Below are 21490 nucleotides of genomic sequence, written 5' to 3' on the forward strand. Positions count from 1 at the left end.
GATTGTCATGCTCCGTAGATTTCGCGCGCCCGGACGAGGTCGTCCGGCCCGTCGACGCCGAGCGGCACCGTATCGACGATTTCGGCGTCGATTCGCATCCCGTTTTCCAGCGCCCGCAGCTGTTCCAGCTTTTCGCGGCGTTCAAGCACCGACGGGGACAGCGAGACGAACCGTTCGAGGCTCTCGCGGCGATAGGCGTAGAGGCCGATGTGGTGGTAGAGGGGCCCCTCGCCCCATGGCGCCGTGGCGCGCGTGAAATAGAGCGCATGAAGCCGGTGCGGCCCGATCGGCGAGCCGACGAGCTTGACGACGTTCGGGTTCACCCGCTCGGCTTCGTGGGTGATCTCGGCGGCGAGCGTCGCGATGTCGCAGCCCGGGTTATCGAAGGGGGCGAGCGCCGAGCGGATCGTCTCGGGCTCGACCGTCGGCAGATCGCCCTGGACGTTGATGATCGTCTCCGCCTCGCGCCGCGGATCAACTTTCTGCAAGGCTTCGTGAATGCGATCGGAGCCCGACTGGTGGTCGACCGAGGTCATCACCGCCTCGAAACCCGCGGCCTCGACGGCCTTCAGGATCTCTTCGGCGTCGGTCGCGACGACGACCCGGCCTGCCGCGGCGGCCACCGCCCGTTCGGCGACGCGCACCACCATCGGCTTGCCGGCGATGTCGGCGAGAGCCTTTTTCGGGAGCCGCGTCGAGCCGAGGCGGGCGGGAATGAGGATGAGTGTCGACATGGCGGGCTGCCCGAAATCCTTATTCGTTTGTCGAAGCTTGAGCCGAGGTTTGGAAAGTGTCAAAAGCCCCGGAGGCGCGCCTTTTACAGGTGTTGCCTTGAATCGGCAAAAACCCTACGGTCCGGCGCGTCTCACCTGGGGGTCTGCCGAACCGGCAGAGTTGTGGCATTTGATGGGGAGGGTCAGTCCCGCCAATGGATTCGTTTGAGGCCAACAAGATCTTCGGCGCCATCCTCGGCACCGTCTTCGTTCTGTTCGGAGGCAGCATCCTCGCCGAAGGGCTGTTCCACTCCGAGGCGCCCGAACAGCCGGGCTACGAGATCGTCGCAGCAGAGCCCTCCGAGGGAGAAGCCGGCGCGCCGGCAGCCGCGGCAGAAGATCCGCCGATCGCCGCACTCCTGCAGTCCGCCGACGCCGGCGCCGGCGAGGCCGTCTTCAAGAAATGCACGGCCTGCCACTCCGGCGAAAAGGGCGGCCCGAACAAGGTCGGCCCGCATCTGTGGGACGTCGTCACGCGGCCGATCGCCTCGGTCTCGGACTTCTCCTATTCCGCGGGCATGCAGGAGTTTTCCGAGGGCGGCTCGGCCAACTGGGACTATGACCACCTCTATCACTTCCTGAAGGATCCGAAAGGCGTCGTCTCCGGCACGAAGATGGGTTTTGCCGGCGTGAAGAGCCCGGAAGATCGCGCCAACCTGATCGCCTATCTGCACACGCTGTCGGACAACCCGGCACCGCTCCCCGAGGCGCCGGCCGAAGGCGAAGCCGCGGCTGGCGGCGAAGAGCCGCCCGAGGTCACCAACCCCGCGACGACCACGAAGATGGGCGAAGGCGGAGAAGAGGCCCAGGCGCCGGTCGAGGCCGGATCGGCTCCCGAATCGGCACCGGTCGAAAGCAGCGAGGCGACCACCGAGGCGAAGATGTCGGCCGAGGGCGTGCAGGGCGAACAACCGGCTCCCCCCGCCGCTGCCGCCAGCGACGAGAGCCAGCCCGCCGCGGACGGCGAGGAGAACGCCGCAGGCGGCAATGCCGGTCAGGCGGCGGCTCCGGCCGAAGGCGGCGAGCAGGCAGCCGCATCGAGCGATGCGGGAGCCGCGGCACCGGCGGCTGGCGGCGCCACCGAAGTCGCCCTTGCGGGAGACCCGGCCGCCGGCGAGAAGGTCTTCAACAAGTGCCGCGCCTGCCACGCGGTCGGCGAAGGCGCCAAGAACAAGATCGGGCCGGAGCTGAACGGCATCCTCGGCGAGAAGATCGCCGCCGTCGAAGGCTATACCTTCTCCTCGGCGCTGCAGGACTATGCCAAGGAACACCCGACCTGGACGGTCGAGGAGTTGCACGCCTGGCTCGCCGACCCGAAGGCCGTGGCCCCAGGCACCAAGATGTCCTTCCCCGGCCTGAAGAAGCCCGAGGACATCGACAACGTCATCGCCTATCTCGCGAGCTTCGACGAGAACGGCGCCAAGAAGGGCGAGTGAGCCCGCCGCTTCGCGGGGTCACGATTCTCCGAAAGCCGCAGAGCCCCGGTCGGCGACCGGGGCTTTCGCATGTTTGGGCGACGTTTTGCCCTGCCTGCGGCCCTCGCGGACACAGGTTTCCCTGCGATATGAACGAATCGTCACTTGGCAGGGCGCCCCGATGGTCGCCATAAAGCCGTGCGATACCGAAGCCTCGACAGAACGGAACGCTCTCGCGGAGACATGCCCTTGCCGATCCTGACGCGCGCCGCCCATTTTCTCGCCACGTCATGCATGGCCCTCGGCCTTTCGATGGCCGCCGGCCATGCGCAGGATCAGGGAGGCGCCGCCACCGGCGAAACGGCGGCGCCGGCGGCGCAGGCTACGCCCGCGCCGAACCCCGGCGCGGAGCCCAATCCGGGTCGGGAGAAGACGGCACCTGCGCCCGCTTCCTCGTCAGATCCGACGGCCGATCTTTCCGCGGCCGGCGAATGGCAGACCTCGATGTCTCTGGCCGAGGCGACCAAATATCCGGCCGACTTCCAGCACTACGACTACGTCAATCCCGACGCGCCCAAGGGCGGCACGCTGAATTCCGTCGTCGTCGGTTCCTATGACAGCTTCAACCCCTTCGTCGTGCGCGGGACGCCCGCCGCGGGACTCGCCAATTTCGGCGGGGGCCTGCTCTACGACACGCTGATGGAGCAATCGACGGACGAGCCCTCGGTCACCCATGCGATGATCGCCGAGGCGGTGCGCTTTCCCAAGGACGATTCCTTCGTCACCTTCCGTCTCGATCCGGAGGCGAAGTGGCACGACGGCGAGCCGATCACCGTCGAGGACGTGATCTGGAGCTTCGACACGCTGAAAGAACTGCATCCGCAGTGGGCGACCTATTACAAGAACGTCGTCAAGGCGGAGAAGACCGGTGAGCGGGAGGTGACCTTCACCTTCGACCAGACCGGCAACCGCGAACTTCCCCACATCATGGGCGATCTGACCGTCCTGCCGAAGCACTGGTGGGAAGGCACCGGCCCCGACGGCAAGCCCCGCGACATCTCGCAGCCTTCGCTGGAGCCGCCGCTCGGCTCCGGCCCCTACGAGATCGGCCCTTTCGTCACCGGCCAGTCGATCGAATGGGAGCGCGTCAAGGACTACTGGGGCGCGGACGTCGCGACCCACAAGGGTCGCTACAACTACGACAAGCTCGACTACACCTATATCCGCGATGCCAACGCGGCCTGGGAAGCGTTCAAGAAGGGCGGCCTCGACGACTACCGGATCGAGAACAGCTCGCGCCGCTGGGCACAGGAATACAATTTCCCTGCCTTCGAGAAAGGCGAGGTCAAGAAGACGACGATCCCCGACAATCAGGTCGAGTCGATGCAGGCCTATGTCCTCAACAATCGCCTCGCGAAGTTCCAGGACCGGCGGGTGCGCGAGGCGCTGACCCTGGCCTACAATTTCGAGGACATGAACAAGTCGCTCTTCTTCAGCCTCTACGAGCGCATGGGCAGCTATTTCGACAACAGCGAGCTCGCCTCGTCGGGCCTGCCGAGCGAGCGGGAGCTGAAGTTCCTCGAGCCTCTGAAGGATCAGATCCCGCCGGAGGTTTTCACCGAAGAGTTCAGTCTGCCGGTCTATACCGACAATCGCTCGACACGCGAGCATCTGCGCCAGGCGCTCGAACTCTTCCGGGAGGCCGGCTATGAGTTGCAGGGGACGCGTCTGGTCGATCCCAAGACGGGTCGCCAGTTCTCGATCGAGATGCTGGGCGACGATCCGACCGATGCGCGCGTGCTGCAGCCCTATGCCGACAGCCTGAAGCGGCTAGGAATCGACGCCACGATCCGCATCGTCGATTCCAATCAGTACATCGAGCGCCTGACCAATTTCGACTTCGAGATGACGTCGCTGAAATATTACCCGCAGTCGATGTCGCCCGGCAACGAGCAGCGGGACTTCTGGTCGAGCGGGGCCGCCGACACGCCCGGCAGCCGCAACTATGCCGGCATCAAGAACCCGGCGATCGATGCGCTCGTCAACGACATCGTCTACGCCAAGGACCGCGACGAGCTCGTCGCGGCGACGCGGGCGCTCGATCGGGTGATGCTGTGGGAGTATTACGTCGTTCCGCAGTGGTTCAAGAACGAGACGTGGCTCGCCTATTGGGACAAGTTCGGCATGCCCGACAAGAGCCCCGGCTATTCCAGCATCGACCCCTTCGCATGGTGGATCAAGAGCGCCGAAGAGGCTGCGGCGAACTGATGGGCACGACGCTCCGTTTCACCCGCCGCCGCTTCGGCCAGATGGCGCTCGGTCTCGCCGCATCGGCGGCCCTGCCCGGTCGCGGCTTCGCCGCCTCGCCGACCGAAACGCCGCTGCATGGCCTGTCGGCCTTCGGCGACCTGAAATATCCAGCGGACTTCGCCCAATTCGACTACGCCACGCCCGACGCGCCCTCCGGCGGGCGGCTGGACTTCTTCGTGCCGAACTGGATGCTCAACCAGTCGCCGCTGACCTTCGACACGCTGAACACCTTCGTCCTCAAGGGCAATGCTCCGCCGCGGATCGAAGGGCTCTACGACGCGCTGATGACGTCTTCGCTGGACGAGCCGGATGCGCTCTACTGCGCCCTCGCCGCCACCGTGACGATTTCGCCCGATCGCAACGCCTACGTCTTCGCGCTGCGGCCCGAAGCGACGTTCTCGACCGGGGCCAAGGTGACGGCGGAGGACGTGGTCTTCAGCTACGAGACCTTCAAGGAAAAGGGCCACCCCTCCCTGCAGATCACCCTGCAGGAAGTGGTCGAGGTCGTCGCCGACGCGCCGGACAGGGTGCGCCTGGTCTTTTCCGGCAAGCAGACCGACCAGGACGCCCTCGGCGTCTTCGGCATGCCGATCGTGCCGAAGGCGTTCTTCGACGCCGAGCCGTTCGAAAGCGTGACGGCCAAGGCGATCCCCGGCAGCGGTCGCTTCGAGATCGGCGCCATGGAGTTCGGCAGGTACATCGAATACCGCAAGCGGCAGGATTACTGGGCGAAGGAGATGGGCTTCGCCCGCGGGCTCGACCATTTCGATACGATCCGGATCGAGTTCTTCCGCGACCGGACGGTCGCCTTCGAGGCCTTCAAGAAGGGCAGCATCACCTTCCGCGAGGAATTCACCTCCAAGACCTGGGCGACCGACTACAATTTCCCTGCCGTCCTCGACGGCTCCGTCGTCAAGCGCGAGTTTCCCCGCGAGAAGACGCCGACCTTCCAGTGCTGGGCGCTCAACCAGCGCCGCGAGCGTTTCGCCGATCGCCGGGTGCGACAGGCGATCAATCTGTGCTTCGACTTCGAATGGACGAATGCCCAGATGTTCTACGGCATCTACAAGCATTCGGACTCCTGCTTCGAAACCTCGGACTTCAAGGCGGAAGGACCGCCCTCGCCCGCCGAACTGGAGATCCTCGAGCCGCTGCGCGACAAGCTGCCCGAGGAGGTCTTCGGCGAGGTCTGGACCCAGCCCGTCTCGGACGGCTCCGGCCGCGACCGCACGCGCCTGCGCGAGGTGCTGCGGCTCTTCGGCGAGGCCGGCTGGACGCAGAAGGGCGGCCGCCTGGTCGATGCGTCCGGACAGCCGTTCACGCTCGAATACATGATCGACGATCCCGGCTTCGAGCGGGTCTATTCGAAGTTCGTCCAGACGCTGAAGGCCGTCGGCGTCGACGCGTCGTTCCGGCTGGTCGACGGTGCCCAGTATCAGGAACGCCAGAACCGTTTCGATTTCGACCTGATCGGCGCGGCCTATTCGATGGGGGCGACCCCCACCCGCGACACGCTGGTCAACTTCTACGGCAGCCAGACGAAGGACCGCGAGGGCTCCAACAACTTCGTCGGCATGGCCGATCCGGGCGTCGACGCGTTGATCGACGTCGTCAACCGCGCCGAGGACCGCCGCAGCCTCACCATGGCGATGCGGGCGCTCGACCGCGTTCTGCGGGCGAGATTCGACTGGATCCCGAACATACATTCCGAGAGCCATCGCGCCGCCTACTGGGACATGTTCGGCTTCAGGGAGCCGAAACCCGACTATGGCTGGCCGGTCGAGCGGCTCTGGTGGGTCGACGCCGAGAAGGCCGAGGCGCTCGGCAAGGCCTGAGTAAGCCTCTCCCGAAAGAGTGGCGCTTCGAGATCGGCCCGACGGATCGGTCCGGCGTGACCATCGCTCCTTTTGCGCCCGGCCGCGCTTTTGGTTAACAACGGGAAAGACTGGCGAATTCCGCGTCGCCGCCTCAGGGCCGGGCGACGCCAACCGGAGACGCGAAACCCCACATGGGCGCCTATATCCTTCGCCGATTGCTGCTGATGATCCCGACGATCCTCGGGATCATGGCGATCTCCTTCGTCGTCGTCCAGTTCGCGCCCGGAGGCCCGGTCGAACAGGTGGTGGCCAGCCTGCGCGGCGAGGCCGGCGGCGCCGCCGACCGGGTCTCCGGCGGAAGCTCGGACTTCGGTTCCTCCTCCAGCAACCAGGATTCCGGCTATCGCGGCGCGCAGGGGCTCGATCCTGCCTTCATCAAACGGCTGGAGCAGCAGTTCGGGTTCGACAAGCCGCCGCTCGAGCGCTTCGGCCTGATGATCTGGAACTACGCCCGCTTCGACTTCGGCGAGAGCTATTTCCGCTCGATCGGCGTGTGGGATCTGATCCTGGAAAAGATGCCGGTGTCGATCTCGCTCGGCCTGTGGATCACGCTGATTTCCTACCTGATCTCGATCCCGCTCGGCATCCGCAAGGCGTTGAAGGACGGCTCGTCCTTCGACGTGTGGACGTCCGGCATCGTCATCGTCGCCTATGCGATCCCCGGTTTCATCTTCGCCGTCCTGTTGATGGTGCTTTTCGCCGGCGGGTCGTTCCTCGACTGGTTCCCGTTGCGCGGCCTCCTGTCGGATGGCGTCAGCGGCGCATGGTGCGCCCCCTGGTCGGCGAAGTTCGCCCCGGCGGACTGCGTGACGCAGACCATTCCGGATTATTTCTGGCACCTGACACTGCCGCTGATCGCCCTGTCGCTATCGGCCTTCGCCACGACGACGCTTCTGACCAAGAACTCGTTCCTCGACGAAATCGGCAAGCAATACGTCACCACCGCCCGGGCCAAGGGGCTGACGGAGAGCCGCGTCCTCTACGGCCACGTCTTCCGCAACGCCATGCTGATCATCATCGCCGGCTTTCCCGGCGCCTTCATCTCCGCCTTCTTCACCGGCTCGCTGCTCATCGAGACGATCTTCTCGCTCGACGGGCTCGGCTATCTCGGTTTCGATTCCATCTACAAGCGCGACTATCCCGTGGTCTTCGCCACCCTCTACATCTTTTCGCTGATCGGCCTCATCACCACGCTGATCTCGGACCTGACCTACACGTGGGTCGATCCGCGGATCGACTTCGAGAAGCGGGAGGTCTGACATGGACGACGCTCTGCGCGACCGCCAGAAACAGGAAAACCACAACCGCGAACTCCCCGAGGAGCGGGCCGCGGACATCGCCCGCGAGCAGACGAGCGGCATCGCCCAGCTCGCGCCGGAAGGCGAACTCGTCAAACGCCCGCGCCTGTCGCCGATCAACCGGCGCCGCTGGCAGAACTTCAAGGCCAACCGGCGCGGCTACTGGTCGCTCTGGATCTTCGCGATCCTCTTCGTCGTCACGCTGTTTGCCGAATTCGTCGCCAACGACCGGCCGCTCCTGGTCGAGTACAAGGGCGAATTCTACTACCCCGTCTTCGTCGACTACCCCGAAGAGGTCTTCGGGGGCTTTCTGCCGGTGACGGACTATCGCGACCCGGTGAACCAGGAAGAAATCAATGCCAATGGCTGGATGATCTGGCCGCCGATCCGCTATTCCTACGACACCAAGAACCTCGAGCCGCCGACGCCCGCCCCCTCCCCGCCATTCTGGACGCTCTCGGCGGAGGAACGATGCCAGGCCTATGCAGAGGGCGTCGCCGACCCCGGCTGCACCCTCGGCAACATGAACTGGCTCGGCACGGACGATCAGGTCCGAGACGTCCTCGCGCGGGTGATCTATGGTTTCCGCATCTCGGTGCTGTTCGGGCTGGCGCTGACCGTCGGCTCGGCCGTCATCGGCGTCGCCGCCGGCGCCGTCCAGGGCTATTTCGGCGGCTGGGTGGACCTCATCTTCCAGCGCTTCATCGAGATCTGGTCGTCGATCCCGGTGCTCTACCTGCTCCTGATCATCGCCGCCGTGCTGCCGCCCGGCTTCTGGGTGCTGCTCGGCATCATGATGCTGTTCTCGTGGGTGGCCTTCGTCGGCGTCGTGCGGGCGGAATTCCTGCGCGCCCGCAACTTCGAATACGTCAACGCGGCGCGGGCGCTCGGCGTCGGCAACTTCACCATCATGTTCCGCCATCTCCTGCCCAACGCGATGGTCGCGACGCTGACCTTCCTGCCCTTCATCCTGTCGGGCTCGATCACCACCTTGACGGCGCTCGACTTCCTCGGCCTCGGCCTGCCGCCCGGCTCGCCGTCCCTCGGAGAGCTTCTTGCCCAGGGCAAGAACAACCTGCAGGCGCCCTGGCTCGGCTTTTCCGGCTTTCTCGTGCTCGCCCTGATGCTATCCTTGCTCGTCTTCATCGGCGAGGCCGTGCGCGACGCCTTCGACCCGCGCAAGAGCTTCGGATGAGGCGAGGAGGTGACCATGGGTGAGATCGGACGCATCACGAAGACGGTCGGCGTCGACGACCTGCCGGAGGACATCCGCGAGAAGTTCGTTGCCGGTACGCCGGTGAGTGTGACGTTCGAGGGGGAGCTGGCGGAATCGGAAGGCGTTGCAACGCGTCCTTCGGTCCCGCCCGAGGAACTGGAGCAGCGGCTTGCGGCGCTTCGAAAAATCTGGGGAGCCGGGGCCGATCTGGGCACGACGACGGAGGAGGCGGTGCAGCGGATCCGTGCCCTTCGCGACGAGTGGGATGACTGAAGGTGGCTCCGGTCTACGTCGACACCAACATCCTGATCGCGTTCGTCGAGAAGAACCACGCCGAGGTCATGAAGCTCTTCGAATTGTCTGCCAGAGGCCATTTCGATCTTCTGACGAGCCAACTTTCCCTCGCGGAGGTGATGGTCAGACCGCTGGCTGCGGCAAGAGAGGATCTCGTCCGCGCCTATCGGGCGCTCCTCACCCGGCCACTCGCCGTCAGGACCATCCCGATCACGACCGACGTGCTGATGAGAAGTGCTTCGGTCAGGGCGGAGAACGGGGGCAAGCTGCCGGATGCCATCCACGTCGCAACCGCCCTCGAAACCGGTTGCAAGAGCATTCTGTCGAGCGATCAGCGGCTCCGGTTTCCGGCTTCTTTGACGCGAATCTCCGAAGCCGAGATAATCGCGCGGTTGCTCTGAAACTCGTTCAATCCAGCAAGGCATCTTCCATTGAACGGATATCGTGATCGAAACCCGCGTTCAGACCGACATTACAGTGGGGTCTTCCTTTGACGAGCAATCCTGTCAAGAAAGCCGGCGAGGTTCCGTCCCTCCTCTCCGTCGAGAACCTCTCCGTCGCCTTCCGCCAGGGCGGCAAGACGATGCTCGCCGTCGACGACGTCTCCTTCTCGATTGCCCGGGGTGAGACGCTGGCCCTCGTCGGCGAGTCCGGCTCCGGCAAGTCGGTTTCGGCGCTGTCGATCCTGAAACTCCTGCCCTATCCGGCGGCGAGCCATCCGGGCGGCGCGGTCTACTTCGACGGCGAGAACCTCATCGACGACGACGAACGGGATCTTCGCAAGGTGCGCGGCAACCGCATCTCGATGATCTTCCAGGAGCCGATGTCCTCGCTGAACCCTCTGCACACGATCGAAAAACAGGTCGGCGAGGTTCTGAAACTGCATCGCGGCTTCGGCGACAAGGCGGCGCGCGAGCGGACGCTGGAACTGCTCTCCCAGGTCGGCATCCGCAATGCCGAGGAGCGGCTCGGCGCCTATCCGCACCAGCTCTCCGGCGGCCAGCGCCAGCGGGTGATGATCGCGATGGCGCTCGCCAACGACCCGGACCTTCTGATCGCCGACGAGCCGACCACCGCCCTCGACGTGACCGTGCAGGCGCAGATCCTGGAACTCCTGAAGAATCTGCAGGCCGAGCACGGCATGGCGATGCTGTTCATCACCCACGATCTCGGCATCGTCCGGCGCATCGCCGACCGGGTCTGCGTGATGTATCGCGGCAAGATCGTCGAAGAGGGGCCGACCCGGACGATCTTCGACACGCCCCGGCACGACTATACCAAGCATCTGCTGGCGGCCGAGCCGAAGGGCCGCCCGCCCGCCGCGAACGCCAACGCGCCGGTCGTCATGGAAGCCAGGGACCTCAAGGTCTGGTTCCCGATCCGCACCGGGCTGATGCGCCGCGTCACCGGCCACGTCAAGGCGGTCGACGGCATCGATATCACCATCCGGGCCGGACAGACCGTCGGCGTCGTCGGCGAATCCGGTTCGGGAAAGACCACCCTCGGGCTCGCCCTCTCGCGGATGATCTCCTCCACCGGCGAGATCCGCTTCGACGGCGAGCGGATCGACGACCGGTCCTTCGGGTCGATGCGCCCGCTGCGTCGGCAGATGCAGATCGTCTTCCAGGATCCCTATGGCTCGCTTTCGCCGCGCATGTCGATCGCCGACATCGTCGCCGAGGGACTGTCGATCCACGAACGCGGCCTGTCCGCGCCGGAGCGGGATCGTCGCGTCGTCGACGTTCTCAACGAGGTCGGGCTCGATCCCGCCGCCCGCTTCCGCTTCCCGCACGAATTTTCCGGCGGGCAGCGCCAGCGCATCGCCATCGCCCGGGCGATGATCCTCAAGCCCCGCTTCGTCATGCTGGACGAGCCGACCTCGGCGCTCGACATGAGCGTCCAGGCCCAGGTGGTCGATCTCCTGCGCGACCTGCAGAAGCGCCACGACCTCGCCTTCCTGTTCATCAGCCACGATCTGAAGGTCGTGCGGGCGCTGGCCAACGAGGTGATCGTCATGCGAAACGGCAAGGTGGTCGAGCGCGGCCCGGCCGAGGAGATCTTCGATCGCCCGCGCACCGACTACACCAAGGCATTGATGGCAGCCGCCTTTGACATCAAGGCGGCGCCGACGGGAGTCGTTTCCGAATGAGCGGACATTACCGCGACCAGTTGACCGATCAGCCGCTCGCCTTCTTGATCCTGCGGGAGGAGCTCATCAATCGCGGCTTCCGCGACTTCAAGAAGCTGACGATCGAGCACGATCCCCTCGACGGCGGCGCCCGGATCGGACCGATGGAGCGGGAATATCTCGCGACGGGTCCGGTCGCCGTGATCGTGCCCTACGATCCCGCCCGTGACGCCATCGTCGTCATCCGGCAGTTCCGCCTCGCCGCCGCCCTCGACACCCCCAACGCGGCCGCCGTGGAACTTCCGGCCGGAATGGTCGACGACGGCGAGAACGTCGCCGAGGCCGCGGCGCGGGAACTTCAGGAAGAAACCGGCCTTGCCGCGCTCGCCATCGAGCGCTGCTTCTCGATGCTCCCCTCGCCCGGCCTCACCGACGAGTACGCCCACGTCTTCCTGGCGATCGTCGATGCCGGCGAACTCGAAACCAGCGCCGGCAAGGACGACGAACACGAGGACATCCGTCCGATTCTCGCTCCCGTCGAGGACCTGATCGCAGCGGTCGACGAAGGCCGCATCGAGAACGGCTATCTCATCGCCTGCACCCACTGGTTCGCCCGCAAGGGCCGGGCCCGGGCACAAGCGCTCCAGGGAACGCTCTTCGACAGCGAAGGTGAGGCATGACGATTCTTCTTTCCGTCACCGGCTTCGCCCCCTCCCGCTGGTGGCAGGCCCTGCACGAGGCGGCCCCCGATCGCCGGATCGTCGTCGATGTCGCAGAAGCTGGTGCCGAGCCGATCGACTACGCCGTCGTCTGGAAGCAGCCGCCGGGCCTGCTGGCGACGCTTCCGGACCTGAAGGCGATCTTCTCCCTCGGTGCCGGCGTCGATCACATCCTCACCGATCGCGAACTCCCGGACGTCCCCATCGTCAGGATCGTCGCCGACGACCTGAAGGAACGGATGAGCGAATTCGTCGTGTGGCGGGTGCTCGATCATTTCCGCCGTGGCCGCGCCTATCGCCAGCAGCAGACCCAGAAGATCTGGCACGAACGGATGCAGCCGGCGGCCCGCGAGATCACCGTTGGCATCATGGGGCTCGGCGTCCTCGGCCTCGACGCGGCGGAAAAGCTCAAGGTTCTCGGTTTCGACGTTGCCGGCTGGAGCCGCAGCGAAAAGAGGGTTGCCGGGATCGAGACCTTCGCCGGCGAAGCCGGTCTCGGCCCGTTTCTCGCCGCCAGCGACATTCTCGTCGTCCTCCTGCCTCTGACCGCCGACACCCGCGGCATCATCGACGCGGCGTTGCTGTCCCGCATGAAGCGCGAGACGCCGCTCGGCGGTCCGGTGCTGATCAATGCCGGCCGCGGCGGACTGCAGCACGAGACGGCGATCCTGGCCGCCCTCGACGAGGGCCGATTGATGGAAGCCTCGCTGGACGTCTTCACGGTCGAGCCGCTGCCGGCAGAATCGCGCCTCTGGAGCCATCCGAAGGTGTTCGTGACGCCGCACGCGGCGGCGGCTTCCGATCCGGACGCTCTGGCGCCGATCGTCATGCGGCAGATCGCAGCCCACGAGCGCGGCGAGCCGCTCGAGAACGTCGTCGACCGACAGGCCGGCTACTGAGGTCGCTCGACATCCGGCCAAAGAGTATCCGCTCGCGGCAGCCGAACCTTTCCCGGCCGGCCTTCGTTGAGACGACGAGAGAAGATCAGCGCCGGGAGCATGGCGATGGCCGAACGCGACACGTCCGAACGCGAGCAAGACGAGGCCCCGGAGTTCGGCCGAGCCAAGCGGACCGAGGCAGAAAAACGCGAGCACGACGAGGAAGAACTCGACGAAGCCCTCGACGAGACGTTTCCGGCATCGGACCCCGTCTCACCCACCAGGATCGATGGACCGGCCAGTTGATCTTCAACGAACGGCGCCGGTCGGACGCTCCTTTGGCCGGGCCAGAGCAGGATCACGCCCGCATCGGCGGGAAGCCTCGCGGCGCGTCCCGCGGTTTCAGCCGCCGCGGTTCCCCGTCTTCGTCGCCATCCGCTCTGCCAGCATCGCCAGTTCGGCTCGCAGCTGGTTGAGATCATCCGGCGCGAGGCCCGTCTGGCATTCGACGACCTGCTGGACGTCGTAGACGTCCGATTCCAGCGCCGAGCCCCGGGGGGTCAGGGTAATGTGGACGACCCGCCGGTCGGTCCGGTCGCGCTGCCGGGTGATCAGGCCGCTCTCTTCGAGACGGTCGAGGAGCGGGCTGATGGCGTTCGCCGACAGCTGCAGTCGCTTTGCAATTGCCCGCGACGTCGAATTACCCTCCTGCCACAGCACCAGCATTACCAGATACTGCGGATAGGTCAGCTCGAGTTGCGCAAGGAGGGGCCGATAGGCTCGCGTGACGGCGTTGGTCGCGGCATAGAGGGCAAAGCAAAGCTGATCGTCGAGCCGCAACGTCTTTTCATCGATCATCAAATTCGTCCCTCGATGGGGGACCGATATACATCCCCCACAAACCATTCGGTCACGACCAGTCGGCCCGTTCGCGCAAATGGGTGCGGTTTCGTCAGGCGGCTATCAAGCGCATTCGCGTGACAAACGCAAAGAGCCCCGGCGCGTTTCCGTAACCGGGGCCCAACTTATCGTCTGTCTTACAATCTGTCAGGCTGCCTTGCGACTCTTTTCGAAGCGCTTGCGCTCGTGCGGGTCGAGATAGAGCTTGCGCAGCCGGATGGTCTTCGGCGTCACCTCGACCAATTCGTCGTCCTGGATCCAGGAAAGGGCCCGGTCGAGCGTCATCCGGATCGGCGGGGTGAGCTTCACGGCCTCGTCCTTGCCGGACGCCCGCATGTTGGTCAACTTCTTGCCCTTCAGGACGTTGACCTCGAGATCGTTGTCGCGGCTGTGGATGCCGATGATCATGCCGGCATAGACCTTGACGCCGGCATCGATGATCATCGGGCCGCGGTCTTCCAGGTTGAACATCGCATAGGCGACGCTCTCGCCGTCTTCCGACGAGATCAGGACGCCGTTGGTGCGGCCGGCCAGCTCGCCCTTGTAGGGCTGGTAGGAGTGGAACAGCCGGTTCATGATCGCGGTGCCGCGGGTGTCGGTCAGAAGCTCCGACTGATAGCCGATCAGGCCGCGCGTCGGCGCGTGGAAGACCAGCCGCTGGCGATCGCCGCCCGACGGGCGCAGCTCGACCATCTCGGCCTTGCGCTCCGACATCTTCTGGACGACGACGCCGGAATGCTCCTCGTCGACGTCGATGACGACCTCCTCGATCGGCTCCAGCTTCTCGCCGTTCTCGCCTTCCTGCATCACGACCCGCGGACGCGAGATGCCGAGCTCGAAGCCCTCGCGGCGCATCGTCTCGATCAGCACGGCGAGCTGCAGTTCGCCGCGGCCGGAGACGTAGAACGAGTCCTTGTCGGCGGCTTCCTCGATCTTCAGCGCGACGTTGCCCTCGGCCTCCTTCAACAGGCGGTCGCGGATGACGCGGCTCGTCACCTTGTCGCCCTCGGTGCCGGCGAGCGGCGAGTCGTTGACGATGAAGGACATCGTCACCGTCGGCGGATCGATCGGCTGGGCGTGCAGCGGCTCCACGACCTGCGGATCGCAGAAGGTGTCGGCGACCGTGCCCTTGGAGAGGCCGGCGATGGCGACGATGTCGCCCGCCTCGGCATAGTCCAGCGGGACGCGCTCGAGGCCGCGGAAGGCGAGGATCTTGGAGATCCTGCCGGATTCCAGCTGCTTGCCGTCGCGGCCGAGCACCTTGACCGCCTGGTTCGGCTTGATCGAGCCGGCCTGGATGCGCCCGGTGATCAGCCGGCCGAGGAAGGGATTGGCCTCGAGGATCGTGCCGATCATCTTGAACGGCTCGTCCTTGCCGGCGGTGTCCGGCTCCGGCACGTGCTTCAAGATCAGATCGAACAGCGGGGCGAGACCCTGGTCCTGCGGGCCTTCCGGCTGCTCGGCCATCCAGCCGCCGCGGCCCGAGCCGTAGAGGACCGGGAAGTCGAGCTGTTCCTCCGTCGCGTCGAGAGCGACGAAGAGATCGAAGATCTCGTCGAGCACTTCCTTGTGGCGCTCGTCCTGGCGGTCGATCTTGTTGATCGCGACGATCGGCTTGAGGCCGACCTTCAGCGCCTTGCCGAGGACGAACTTGGTCTGCGGCATCGGCCCTTCCGACGCGTCCACGAGGATCACCGCGCCGTCGACCATGTTGAGGATGCGCTCGACCTCGCCGCCGAAGTCGGCGTGGCCCGGCGTATCGACGATGTTGATCCGGGTGTCCTTCCACTCGACCGACGTCGCCTTGGCGAGGATCGTGATGCCACGCTCCCGTTCGAGATCGTTCGAATCCATCGCCCGCTCTTCCTGGCGCTGGTTGTCGCGGAACGTGCCGGACTGGGCGAGCAGTTTGTCGACGAGGGTGGTCTTGCCGTGGTCGACATGCGCGATGATCGCGATGTTGCGAAGCTTCATGAGAATATCCGGTTCAGGTCGCGCCGATAGCCCCGCCGGCTGGCAGGGCACAGGGTCCGCGGCGATCTAGGTTGTAGCGATCGGGGCTCGCGCCAGCCCATACACGATTTTTTGCAAGTGCGAAAGCAGGAGACGGCAGCTTCGTCGCCGATGTCTTGCCGATGCCGCACCGCATGTCTCGCCGTTAGAAATTGCGGAGGTTTTGCGGCTGGTGAACATTATTTCTTCTTCATTTGCGACAGATCGGACCGGCGAATAGCGTCTGCCTCGAAGCCGGGAAGCGCCGGCGGTGTTCGGTTCGAACCCGCGACGCGACGCGACCTGACGGCTTCTCGTTTGCCGGATGACGATGCGGCCCCGCCGCTCGCCGGCTCAATTACGAGGATGCGCGAGATGCGTAGTCTCACCCTTCCCCTCACCCTCGCCGCCAGCCTGATCGCCGGCGCCCCCGCCTTCGCGGCGTCGTCGACGATGCCGAACGACACGATGTCGAAGGGCACCATGTCCGGCGGCGCGATGCCATCCGCCTCGACGGCGAAGCATCTGGCGAGCAACAAGACGTCGACCCATGTGACCACCGGCAAGATCAAGTCGATCGACGCCGCGACCAACGTGCTGACGCTCACCAACGGCAAGAAGTTCACCCTGCCGAGCGACTTGTCCGCGTCTTCCCTGAAGTCCGGCGAACGCGTCAAGATCAGCTATCGCACCAGCGGCAAGTCGATGGCCGCCACGTCGGTGGTCGCCGCGAAATAGCCAGCGCCTCGCGCCGTCCGGCGGGCTGCTGCGGCAGGTAGAGCCTGCGGCCCGGCATCGTCCCCCCCAAGCCTGAGGCGGTCCCGCCGATCAGCCAAGCCGAAAAGGGCGCCGCGAGCGCGTCGTCGACCGACATCGCGGGCGGGATCCCCCTCTCCCCGCCAGCGCGAAAGAACCGGAGGCCCCGCCTCCGGTTCTTTCGTTTCGTGCCGGTATTCATCTGCCGGGCGCGGCCGCGCCCCCCCCTTGGCCGACGACCTTACGCCTTGCGGACCGGCTGCAGCGTGGTCTTCCACAATTCGTTGTCGTCCGTGTCCATCAGGCGGACGGTCAGCTCCTCGCTGGCGCCGTCGATGTCGACGATGCCGAAGAACTGCAGGCCGGCCGAGGGAGCGAGGTTCGCCTGTCCGTTTTCGGGAGCCTTCACGAACTTCACCTCCGGGCCGAAGGTCATGTCGAGGTCGTTCGGGCCAAAGGTGCCGGCATGGATCGGGCCGGAAACGAATTCCCAGAACGGCTCGAAATCCTGGAAGGCGGCGCGATCAGGCGAATAGTGGTGGGCGGCGGTGTAGTGGACGTCCGCCGTCAGCCAGACGGTGTTGGCGATCCCGGCCGACTTGATGAAGCGCAGGAGATCGGCGAATTCCAGTTCGCGGCCCTTCGGTGCGCCCTCGTCGCCGTTGGCGACGGCCTCCCATTTCTCGCCGTCCGGCACGAGAAGGCCGATCGGCATGTCGGAGGCGATCACCTTCCAGGTGGCGTTCGAATTGGCGAGTTCCCGCTTCAGCCAGGCGATCTGCTCTGGCCCCATCATCTGCGCCGCCGGCGACATCTCGCTCTGGAGGTTGTCGCCGTTCGGCCCGCGATAGCTTCGAAGATCGAGGAAGAACACGTCGAGCATCGGACCGTAGGCGATCTTGCGATAGATCCGGCCCGGCTCGCTCGGCACGTATCGGATCGGGGTCATCTCGTGGAAGGCCCGCGCGGCCCGGGCCGCGAGAACGTGGATGTTCTTCTCGGCATAGCGATCGTCGGCGGCAAGGTCCTTGGAGGCCGACCAGTTGTTCAGGACCTCGTGGTCGTCCCATTGGAAGAAGGTCGGCACGCCGGCATTCAACTCGCGGACGTTTTTGTCCAGCATGTTGTATTTCCACTGGCCGCGATACTCGTCCAGGGTCTCGGCGACCTTGGTCTTTTCCGGGATGACGAGGTTCTTCCAGACCGTGCCGTCCGGCAGATCGACGCTCTCCTTCAGGGGGCCGTCGGCATAGATCGTGTCGCCGGAATGCAGGAAGAAGTCCGGCTGGTGCCTTGCCATGGTGCCGTAAGCTCTCATGCCGCCGCGGTCCTCGTCGATGCCCCAGCCCTGGCCGACCGTATCGCCGGACCAGACGAACCTGACGGAACGGCGCGAACCGGGCGCGGTGCGGAAATGGCCGACGATCGGATCGGAGACGCCGTTGACGTCGCCGAGATCGGTCGCGACGGCCCGCCAGAAGATTTCCTGATCCGACGGCAGATCCTCGATCAGCCGCTTGACGGTGAAATCCGAGGCCGGCGAGGTCGTCAGCGCATGCAGCTTGCGGGCGTTCCTGAAGCTGTCCGTCGTCGCCCATTCGAAGTCGATCCGGGCGGGACGGTCCACCCGCGTCCAGACCATGCCGGAGGACGCGTCGACGTCGCCGGTCTGGACGCCGTGGGTGAATTGCGGCCGCGCGGCGGCCCGGCTGATGCCGGGCATGGCGAGGGAGGAGCCGGCCGCCAGCGCGGCGACGCCGCTCTGCGCCAGAAAGCGGCGGCGGGTGAGGGAAAGCGCCATTGTTGAACCTTTCGAATCCGGATTGGACCGGACGCACATTCGAAAGATTCCATGTCAGGGAATTCTCGCCGACGTGAAAGTTTCACGACGGCGGAACCATCCGGCGGGTGGAGGAGATCGGCATGGATCGGCGTTGTTCGCCACCGTCGGTCCACTATTGGAGGCGCCCGACGACCGTGTGGCCGGGTCCGCCTATTGGCAGGTGCCCCGAACCGGCACCTCCTCCTTCTTGTCGCCCCAGAAGACGGTCATCGTGCCGGTATATTGGAGCTGGTCGTTCAGCTTCGCCCTGCCGGTCAGAATCAGACCGACGGAGATGCGCGGCTCGCCCGTCGCCCGCCAGTTGGTGACGACGGACTTCTCCTTGCCCGCCGAGGTCTTGCCCTTTTCGAGCTCCCTCACGAGACCGTTCGCCATGACGTAGCCGCGTTCGAGCGGCTGCCCCTCGCCGGTCGATTCCGCCACCATCGTCACGAAGACGAACCGTCCGTGGCTGGCGCCGGCTTCGGCATCGGGACCTCCGGCTTCGCCTGGCAGTTTTTCGGCCGGCTCGGCGCCACCGCTCCGCACGAAGGTGCAGCGGCTGACGATCGGAGCCCAGTCGAGTTCGCCGAGCTCCAGCGCGCGCGGCGTCAGTCCGGCGGACGGATCCTGGCTCTGGCCGGGCTTGGGCGCGGCGAAGGGCGAGGTTTCGAGATCGATGCCGCCCGGCTGCGGCGCCTGTGCGCCGGCCGTCGTGCCGGCAGCGATCACGAAGATCGCGGCCGAAATCCACCGAAGCGCCTGCGTCATCGTCATGTTCCGATGCCTTCCCACAATGCCGCCCTTGCCTGTTCCTCTCACAGAAAGCTTTGTGGGTCCACGTCGATTTGCAGTTGGACCGAGCCGCGCGGGCGCGGCGCCCTGGCGAGAGTTTCGCGCAGATAGGCCTGAATCGGTGCGCGTCGACTGGCCTCGACCAGAAGCCGGAACCGATGCCGTCCGCGGACCACGGCGAGCGGCGCCTCGGCCGGACCCAGCATCTCGATCTCCGGCATCTCCGGCGCGGCCTTGCGGATCTCGCGGGCGTGGGCTTCCGCATCCGCGCGCCTGTCGGCGGAAACGACGATCGCAGCGAGCCGGCCGAAGGGAGGCAGCGCGTTACGCCGACGCTCGTCGATCTCGCTTTCGTAGAAGCTCTCGGGGTCGCTGGCGACGAGAGCCTGCATCACCGGATGCCGGGGCTGGAAGGTCTGGATCAGCCCGCGGCTCGCAAGTCCAGTGCGCCCGGCCCGGCCGGTCACCTGATGGAGCAGCTGGAACGTCCGCTCGGCGGCGCGCGGATCGCCGTTGGCCAGGCCGAGATCGGCGTCGATCGCCCCGACCAGCGTCATCTTCGGAAAGTGGTGGCCCTTCGCCACCAGCTGCGTGCCGATGACGATGTCGGCCTCGCCGTCGGCGACGGCCTCGAGCTCTCGCCGCAGCCGGCGCGGGCCGCCGGCGATGTCGGAGGACAGGACGATGGTGCGCGCCTCGGAGAAATCCTCGACGATCTCCTCGGCGATGCGCTCAACCCCGGGCCCGCAGGCGACGAGGTGATCGAGCGTCCCGCATTCGGGACAGGCTTCCGGGCGCGGGGTCGAGAAGCCGCAGTGATGGCACTGGAGCACGCCCCGCAGCCGGTGGTCCACCAGCCAGGTCGAGCAGTTGTGGCACTGGAAGCGATGGCCGCAGACCCGGCAGAGCGTCAACGGCGCATAGCCGCGGCGGTTGAGAAACAGGAGCGCCTGTTCGCCACGGGCCAGCGTCTTGCGGATCTCGGTTTCCAGGACCGGCGAGACGAAGCGTCCGCGTGCCGGCGGATGCCGGCGCATGTCGACGAGGGACAGTTCCGGCAAGGCGGCGTCGCCGTGCCGGGACTTCAGCCGGACATGGGCGTAGCGGCCGGTCTCGGCATTGACGCGGGTTTCGATCGAGGGCGTGGCCGAGGCGAGGATCACCGGAAAGCCGCCGAGCGAGGCGCGCACCACCGCCATGTCGCGGGCGTGATAGAAGGTGCGATCCTCCTGCTTGTAGGCCGGGTCGTGCTCCTCGTCGACGACGACGAGGCCGAGTTCCCTGAAGGGCAGGAACAGCGAGGATCGGGCGCCGGCGACGATCCTGACCCGGCCCTCCGCCACCTGCCGCCAGATCGCCTCGCGCTTCTTCGGCGCAACGTCCGAGTGCCACTCGGCCGGGGGCGCACCGAATCGGGCATGGAAGCGGTCGATGAAACTCTGGGTCAGCGCGATCTCCGGCAGGAGGATCAGCACCTGCTTGCCGGCGTCGAGCGCCTTCGCCACCGCCTCGAAATAGACCTCGGTCTTGCCGGAACCGGTCGCGCCTTCGAGCAGGATCGGGGCGAACGCACCGCGATGCACCGCAGCCGCGAGTTCGCCTGCCGCCAGCGCCTGATCCTCGCTGAGGACTGCGCGGCCATATCCCGTGTCCGGTTCGGCGACGGCCGGCGGCGGCGGAAACCGCACCGTGCGGAAGACGCCTTGCCTCAGGAGACCGTCGACCACCGAGGTGCTGACCCCGGCGGCATGGGCGAGCCCGCTCTTCGACCAGGCCGGCGCCTCTTCGGCCGTCGCCAGGAGGCGCCGACGGGCGGAGGTGATCAGGTCCGGCTTCTCCCCCGTCGCCTCGATTCCCTCGACCCAGGGCTCAGGGTCGAAGGCGGCCGGCGCGCGCAGCGCCATGCGCACGACGAGCCCCGGCGGCGACAAGGTGTAATCCGCCACCCAATCGACGAAGCGGCGCATCGTCTCGTCCAGCGGCGGACAGTCGAAGACATGGGTGATCGGACGAAGTTTCTTGGCGTCGACACGGTCGGTCGGCCCGTCCCAGACGACGCCGGCGACCTGCCGGGGCCCGAGCGGCACCTGGACGATCGAGCCCGGACCCACCGTCATCCCGTCCGGCACGGTGTAGGAATAGGGCCGATCGGCCGGCAGCGGCACGAGCACCGGGACGACGGTCTCCGGAAAGAGCTGGTCGGTGAGGTTCAAGGCATCTCCGGCGAAGGACGGCGCCACCCGCCGGCGAGGCGAATCACCGGTGCGGCGCTGCCAGCCTAACAGCCTGCAAGGGGACGGGCGCCTCGCGCTGGAGC

The 21490-nt window shown here is 66.1% G+C and carries 18 protein-coding genes; 12 read left to right on the forward strand and 6 right to left on the reverse strand.

What is annotated here, in order from left to right; translation table 11 throughout:
• Nucleotides 1-5: 5 nt before the first annotated feature.
• Entirely contained in the window at nt 6-734 is a 729-nt protein-coding gene (locus LZD57_RS22365) for a 3-deoxy-manno-octulosonate cytidylyltransferase (protein WP_233721808.1), read from the reverse strand.
• Between the two features lie 194 nt (nt 735-928).
• Here LZD57_RS22365 and LZD57_RS22370 point away from each other — a divergent pair, with 194 nt between their 5' ends.
• The 11 genes from LZD57_RS22370 to LZD57_RS22420 all read left to right on the forward strand — a co-directional run bounded on the left by LZD57_RS22370 (nt 929) and on the right by LZD57_RS22420 (nt 13214).
• On the forward strand, nt 929-2209 hold the full coding sequence (locus LZD57_RS22370; RefSeq protein ID WP_233721809.1) for a c-type cytochrome: 1281 nt from the start codon (nt 929-931) through the stop codon (nt 2207-2209).
• A 228-nt stretch (nt 2210-2437) separates the two neighbouring features.
• Complete coding sequence (locus LZD57_RS22375) at nt 2438-4456, forward strand: extracellular solute-binding protein (protein WP_233721810.1); 2019 nt, start codon at nt 2438-2440, stop codon at nt 4454-4456.
• Nucleotides 4456-6333: an extracellular solute-binding protein gene (locus LZD57_RS22380; RefSeq protein ID WP_233721811.1), complete on the forward strand. Its 1878-nt coding sequence runs from the start codon at nt 4456-4458 to the stop codon at nt 6331-6333. The genes LZD57_RS22375 and LZD57_RS22380 overlap by 1 nt, the downstream gene beginning before the upstream one ends.
• A gap of 173 nt (nt 6334-6506) precedes the next feature.
• Nucleotides 6507-7634, forward strand: a complete 1128-nt coding sequence (locus LZD57_RS22385; protein ID WP_233721812.1) for a microcin C ABC transporter permease YejB — start codon at nt 6507-6509, stop codon at nt 7632-7634.
• Nucleotide 7635: 1 nt separating this feature from the next.
• Nucleotides 7636-8868, forward strand: coding sequence for an ABC transporter permease (locus tag LZD57_RS22390; protein ID WP_233721813.1), 1233 nt, complete (start codon nt 7636-7638; stop codon nt 8866-8868).
• Nucleotides 8869-8883: 15 nt separating this feature from the next.
• Entirely contained in the window at nt 8884-9162 is a 279-nt protein-coding gene (locus tag LZD57_RS22395; protein WP_233721814.1) for a hypothetical protein, read from the forward strand.
• 2 nt (nt 9163-9164) lie between these two features.
• Nucleotides 9165-9584 (forward strand): type II toxin-antitoxin system VapC family toxin, encoded by a 420-nt coding sequence (locus LZD57_RS22400; RefSeq protein ID WP_233721815.1) that lies wholly within the window; start codon nt 9165-9167, stop codon nt 9582-9584.
• 89 nt (nt 9585-9673) lie between these two features.
• Nucleotides 9674-11332: an ABC transporter ATP-binding protein gene (locus LZD57_RS22405; protein WP_255700112.1), complete on the forward strand. Its 1659-nt coding sequence runs from the start codon at nt 9674-9676 to the stop codon at nt 11330-11332.
• A complete protein-coding gene (locus LZD57_RS22410; protein ID WP_233721816.1) occupies nt 11329-11991 on the forward strand; it encodes an NUDIX domain-containing protein in 663 nt (220 codons plus the stop codon). The genes LZD57_RS22405 and LZD57_RS22410 overlap by 4 nt, the downstream gene beginning before the upstream one ends.
• Complete coding sequence (locus tag LZD57_RS22415) at nt 11988-12929, forward strand: 2-hydroxyacid dehydrogenase (RefSeq protein WP_233721817.1); 942 nt, start codon at nt 11988-11990, stop codon at nt 12927-12929. The genes LZD57_RS22410 and LZD57_RS22415 overlap by 4 nt, the downstream gene beginning before the upstream one ends.
• A 105-nt stretch (nt 12930-13034) precedes the next feature.
• Nucleotides 13035-13214: a hypothetical protein gene (locus tag LZD57_RS22420; protein WP_233721818.1), complete on the forward strand. Its 180-nt coding sequence runs from the start codon at nt 13035-13037 to the stop codon at nt 13212-13214.
• A gap of 96 nt (nt 13215-13310) precedes the next feature.
• Here LZD57_RS22420 and LZD57_RS22425 read toward each other — a convergent pair whose 3' ends face one another.
• Nucleotides 13311-13766 carry a MarR family winged helix-turn-helix transcriptional regulator gene (locus LZD57_RS22425; protein WP_233721819.1) on the reverse strand — a complete coding sequence of 152 codons (456 nt, stop codon included), beginning with the start codon at nt 13764-13766 and terminating at the stop codon, nt 13311-13313.
• A gap of 189 nt (nt 13767-13955) precedes the next feature.
• The gene (typA, locus tag LZD57_RS22430; protein ID WP_233721820.1) at nt 13956-15782 is read right to left on the reverse strand and encodes a translational GTPase TypA; all 1827 of its coding nucleotides are present in this window, start codon (nt 15780-15782) and stop codon (nt 13956-13958) included.
• 393 nt (nt 15783-16175) lie between these two features.
• On the opposite strand from typA, the gene LZD57_RS22435 reads away from it, so the two are divergent.
• Nucleotides 16176-16538, forward strand: a complete 363-nt coding sequence (locus tag LZD57_RS22435; protein WP_233721821.1) for a DUF1344 domain-containing protein — start codon at nt 16176-16178, stop codon at nt 16536-16538.
• A 259-nt stretch (nt 16539-16797) separates the two neighbouring features.
• Here the strand turns inward: LZD57_RS22435 and LZD57_RS22440 are convergent, their stop codons facing one another.
• The 3 genes from LZD57_RS22440 to LZD57_RS22450 form a co-directional block, all read right to left on the reverse strand.
• Nucleotides 16798-18357: an alkaline phosphatase D family protein gene (locus LZD57_RS22440; protein ID WP_233721822.1), complete on the reverse strand. Its 1560-nt coding sequence runs from the start codon at nt 18355-18357 to the stop codon at nt 16798-16800.
• A gap of 192 nt (nt 18358-18549) precedes the next feature.
• Complete coding sequence (locus LZD57_RS22445; protein ID WP_233721823.1) at nt 18550-19155, reverse strand: hypothetical protein; 606 nt, start codon at nt 19153-19155, stop codon at nt 18550-18552.
• Nucleotides 19156-19196: 41 nt separating this feature from the next.
• Nucleotides 19197-21386 (reverse strand): primosomal protein N', encoded by a 2190-nt coding sequence (locus LZD57_RS22450; RefSeq protein ID WP_233721824.1) that lies wholly within the window; start codon nt 21384-21386, stop codon nt 19197-19199.
• Nucleotides 21387-21490: the final 104 nt, after the last annotated feature.

Source organism: Jiella avicenniae (genome assembly GCF_021390325.1).
In the GTDB taxonomy this organism is placed as follows: domain Bacteria; phylum Pseudomonadota; class Alphaproteobacteria; order Rhizobiales; family Rhizobiaceae; genus Jiella; species Jiella avicenniae.

What these genes read in the sequence shown, in the direction of transcription:
- LZD57_RS22365 (WP_233721808.1), bottom strand. Translation starts at nt 734, where the DNA reads ATGTCGACACTCATCCTCATTCCCGCCCGCCTCGGCTCGACGCGGCTC.
- LZD57_RS22370 (WP_233721809.1), top strand. Translation starts at nt 929, where the DNA reads ATGGATTCGTTTGAGGCCAACAAGATCTTCGGCGCCATCCTCGGCACC.
- LZD57_RS22380 (WP_233721811.1), top strand. Translation starts at nt 4,456, where the DNA reads ATGGGCACGACGCTCCGTTTCACCCGCCGCCGCTTCGGCCAGATGGCG.
- LZD57_RS22385 (WP_233721812.1), top strand. Translation starts at nt 6,507, where the DNA reads ATGGGCGCCTATATCCTTCGCCGATTGCTGCTGATGATCCCGACGATC.
- LZD57_RS22390 (WP_233721813.1), top strand. Translation starts at nt 7,636, where the DNA reads ATGGACGACGCTCTGCGCGACCGCCAGAAACAGGAAAACCACAACCGC.
- LZD57_RS22395 (WP_233721814.1), top strand. Translation starts at nt 8,884, where the DNA reads ATGGGTGAGATCGGACGCATCACGAAGACGGTCGGCGTCGACGACCTG.
- LZD57_RS22410 (WP_233721816.1), top strand. Translation starts at nt 11,329, where the DNA reads ATGAGCGGACATTACCGCGACCAGTTGACCGATCAGCCGCTCGCCTTC.
- LZD57_RS22415 (WP_233721817.1), top strand. Translation starts at nt 11,988, where the DNA reads ATGACGATTCTTCTTTCCGTCACCGGCTTCGCCCCCTCCCGCTGGTGG.
- LZD57_RS22420 (WP_233721818.1), top strand. Translation starts at nt 13,035, where the DNA reads ATGGCCGAACGCGACACGTCCGAACGCGAGCAAGACGAGGCCCCGGAG.
- LZD57_RS22425 (WP_233721819.1), bottom strand. Translation starts at nt 13,766, where the DNA reads ATGATCGATGAAAAGACGTTGCGGCTCGACGATCAGCTTTGCTTTGCC.
- typA (WP_233721820.1), bottom strand. Translation starts at nt 15,782, where the DNA reads ATGAAGCTTCGCAACATCGCGATCATCGCGCATGTCGACCACGGCAAG.
- LZD57_RS22435 (WP_233721821.1), top strand. Translation starts at nt 16,176, where the DNA reads ATGCGTAGTCTCACCCTTCCCCTCACCCTCGCCGCCAGCCTGATCGCC.
- LZD57_RS22440 (WP_233721822.1), bottom strand. Translation starts at nt 18,357, where the DNA reads ATGGCGCTTTCCCTCACCCGCCGCCGCTTTCTGGCGCAGAGCGGCGTC.
- LZD57_RS22445 (WP_233721823.1), bottom strand. Translation starts at nt 19,155, where the DNA reads ATGACGATGACGCAGGCGCTTCGGTGGATTTCGGCCGCGATCTTCGTG.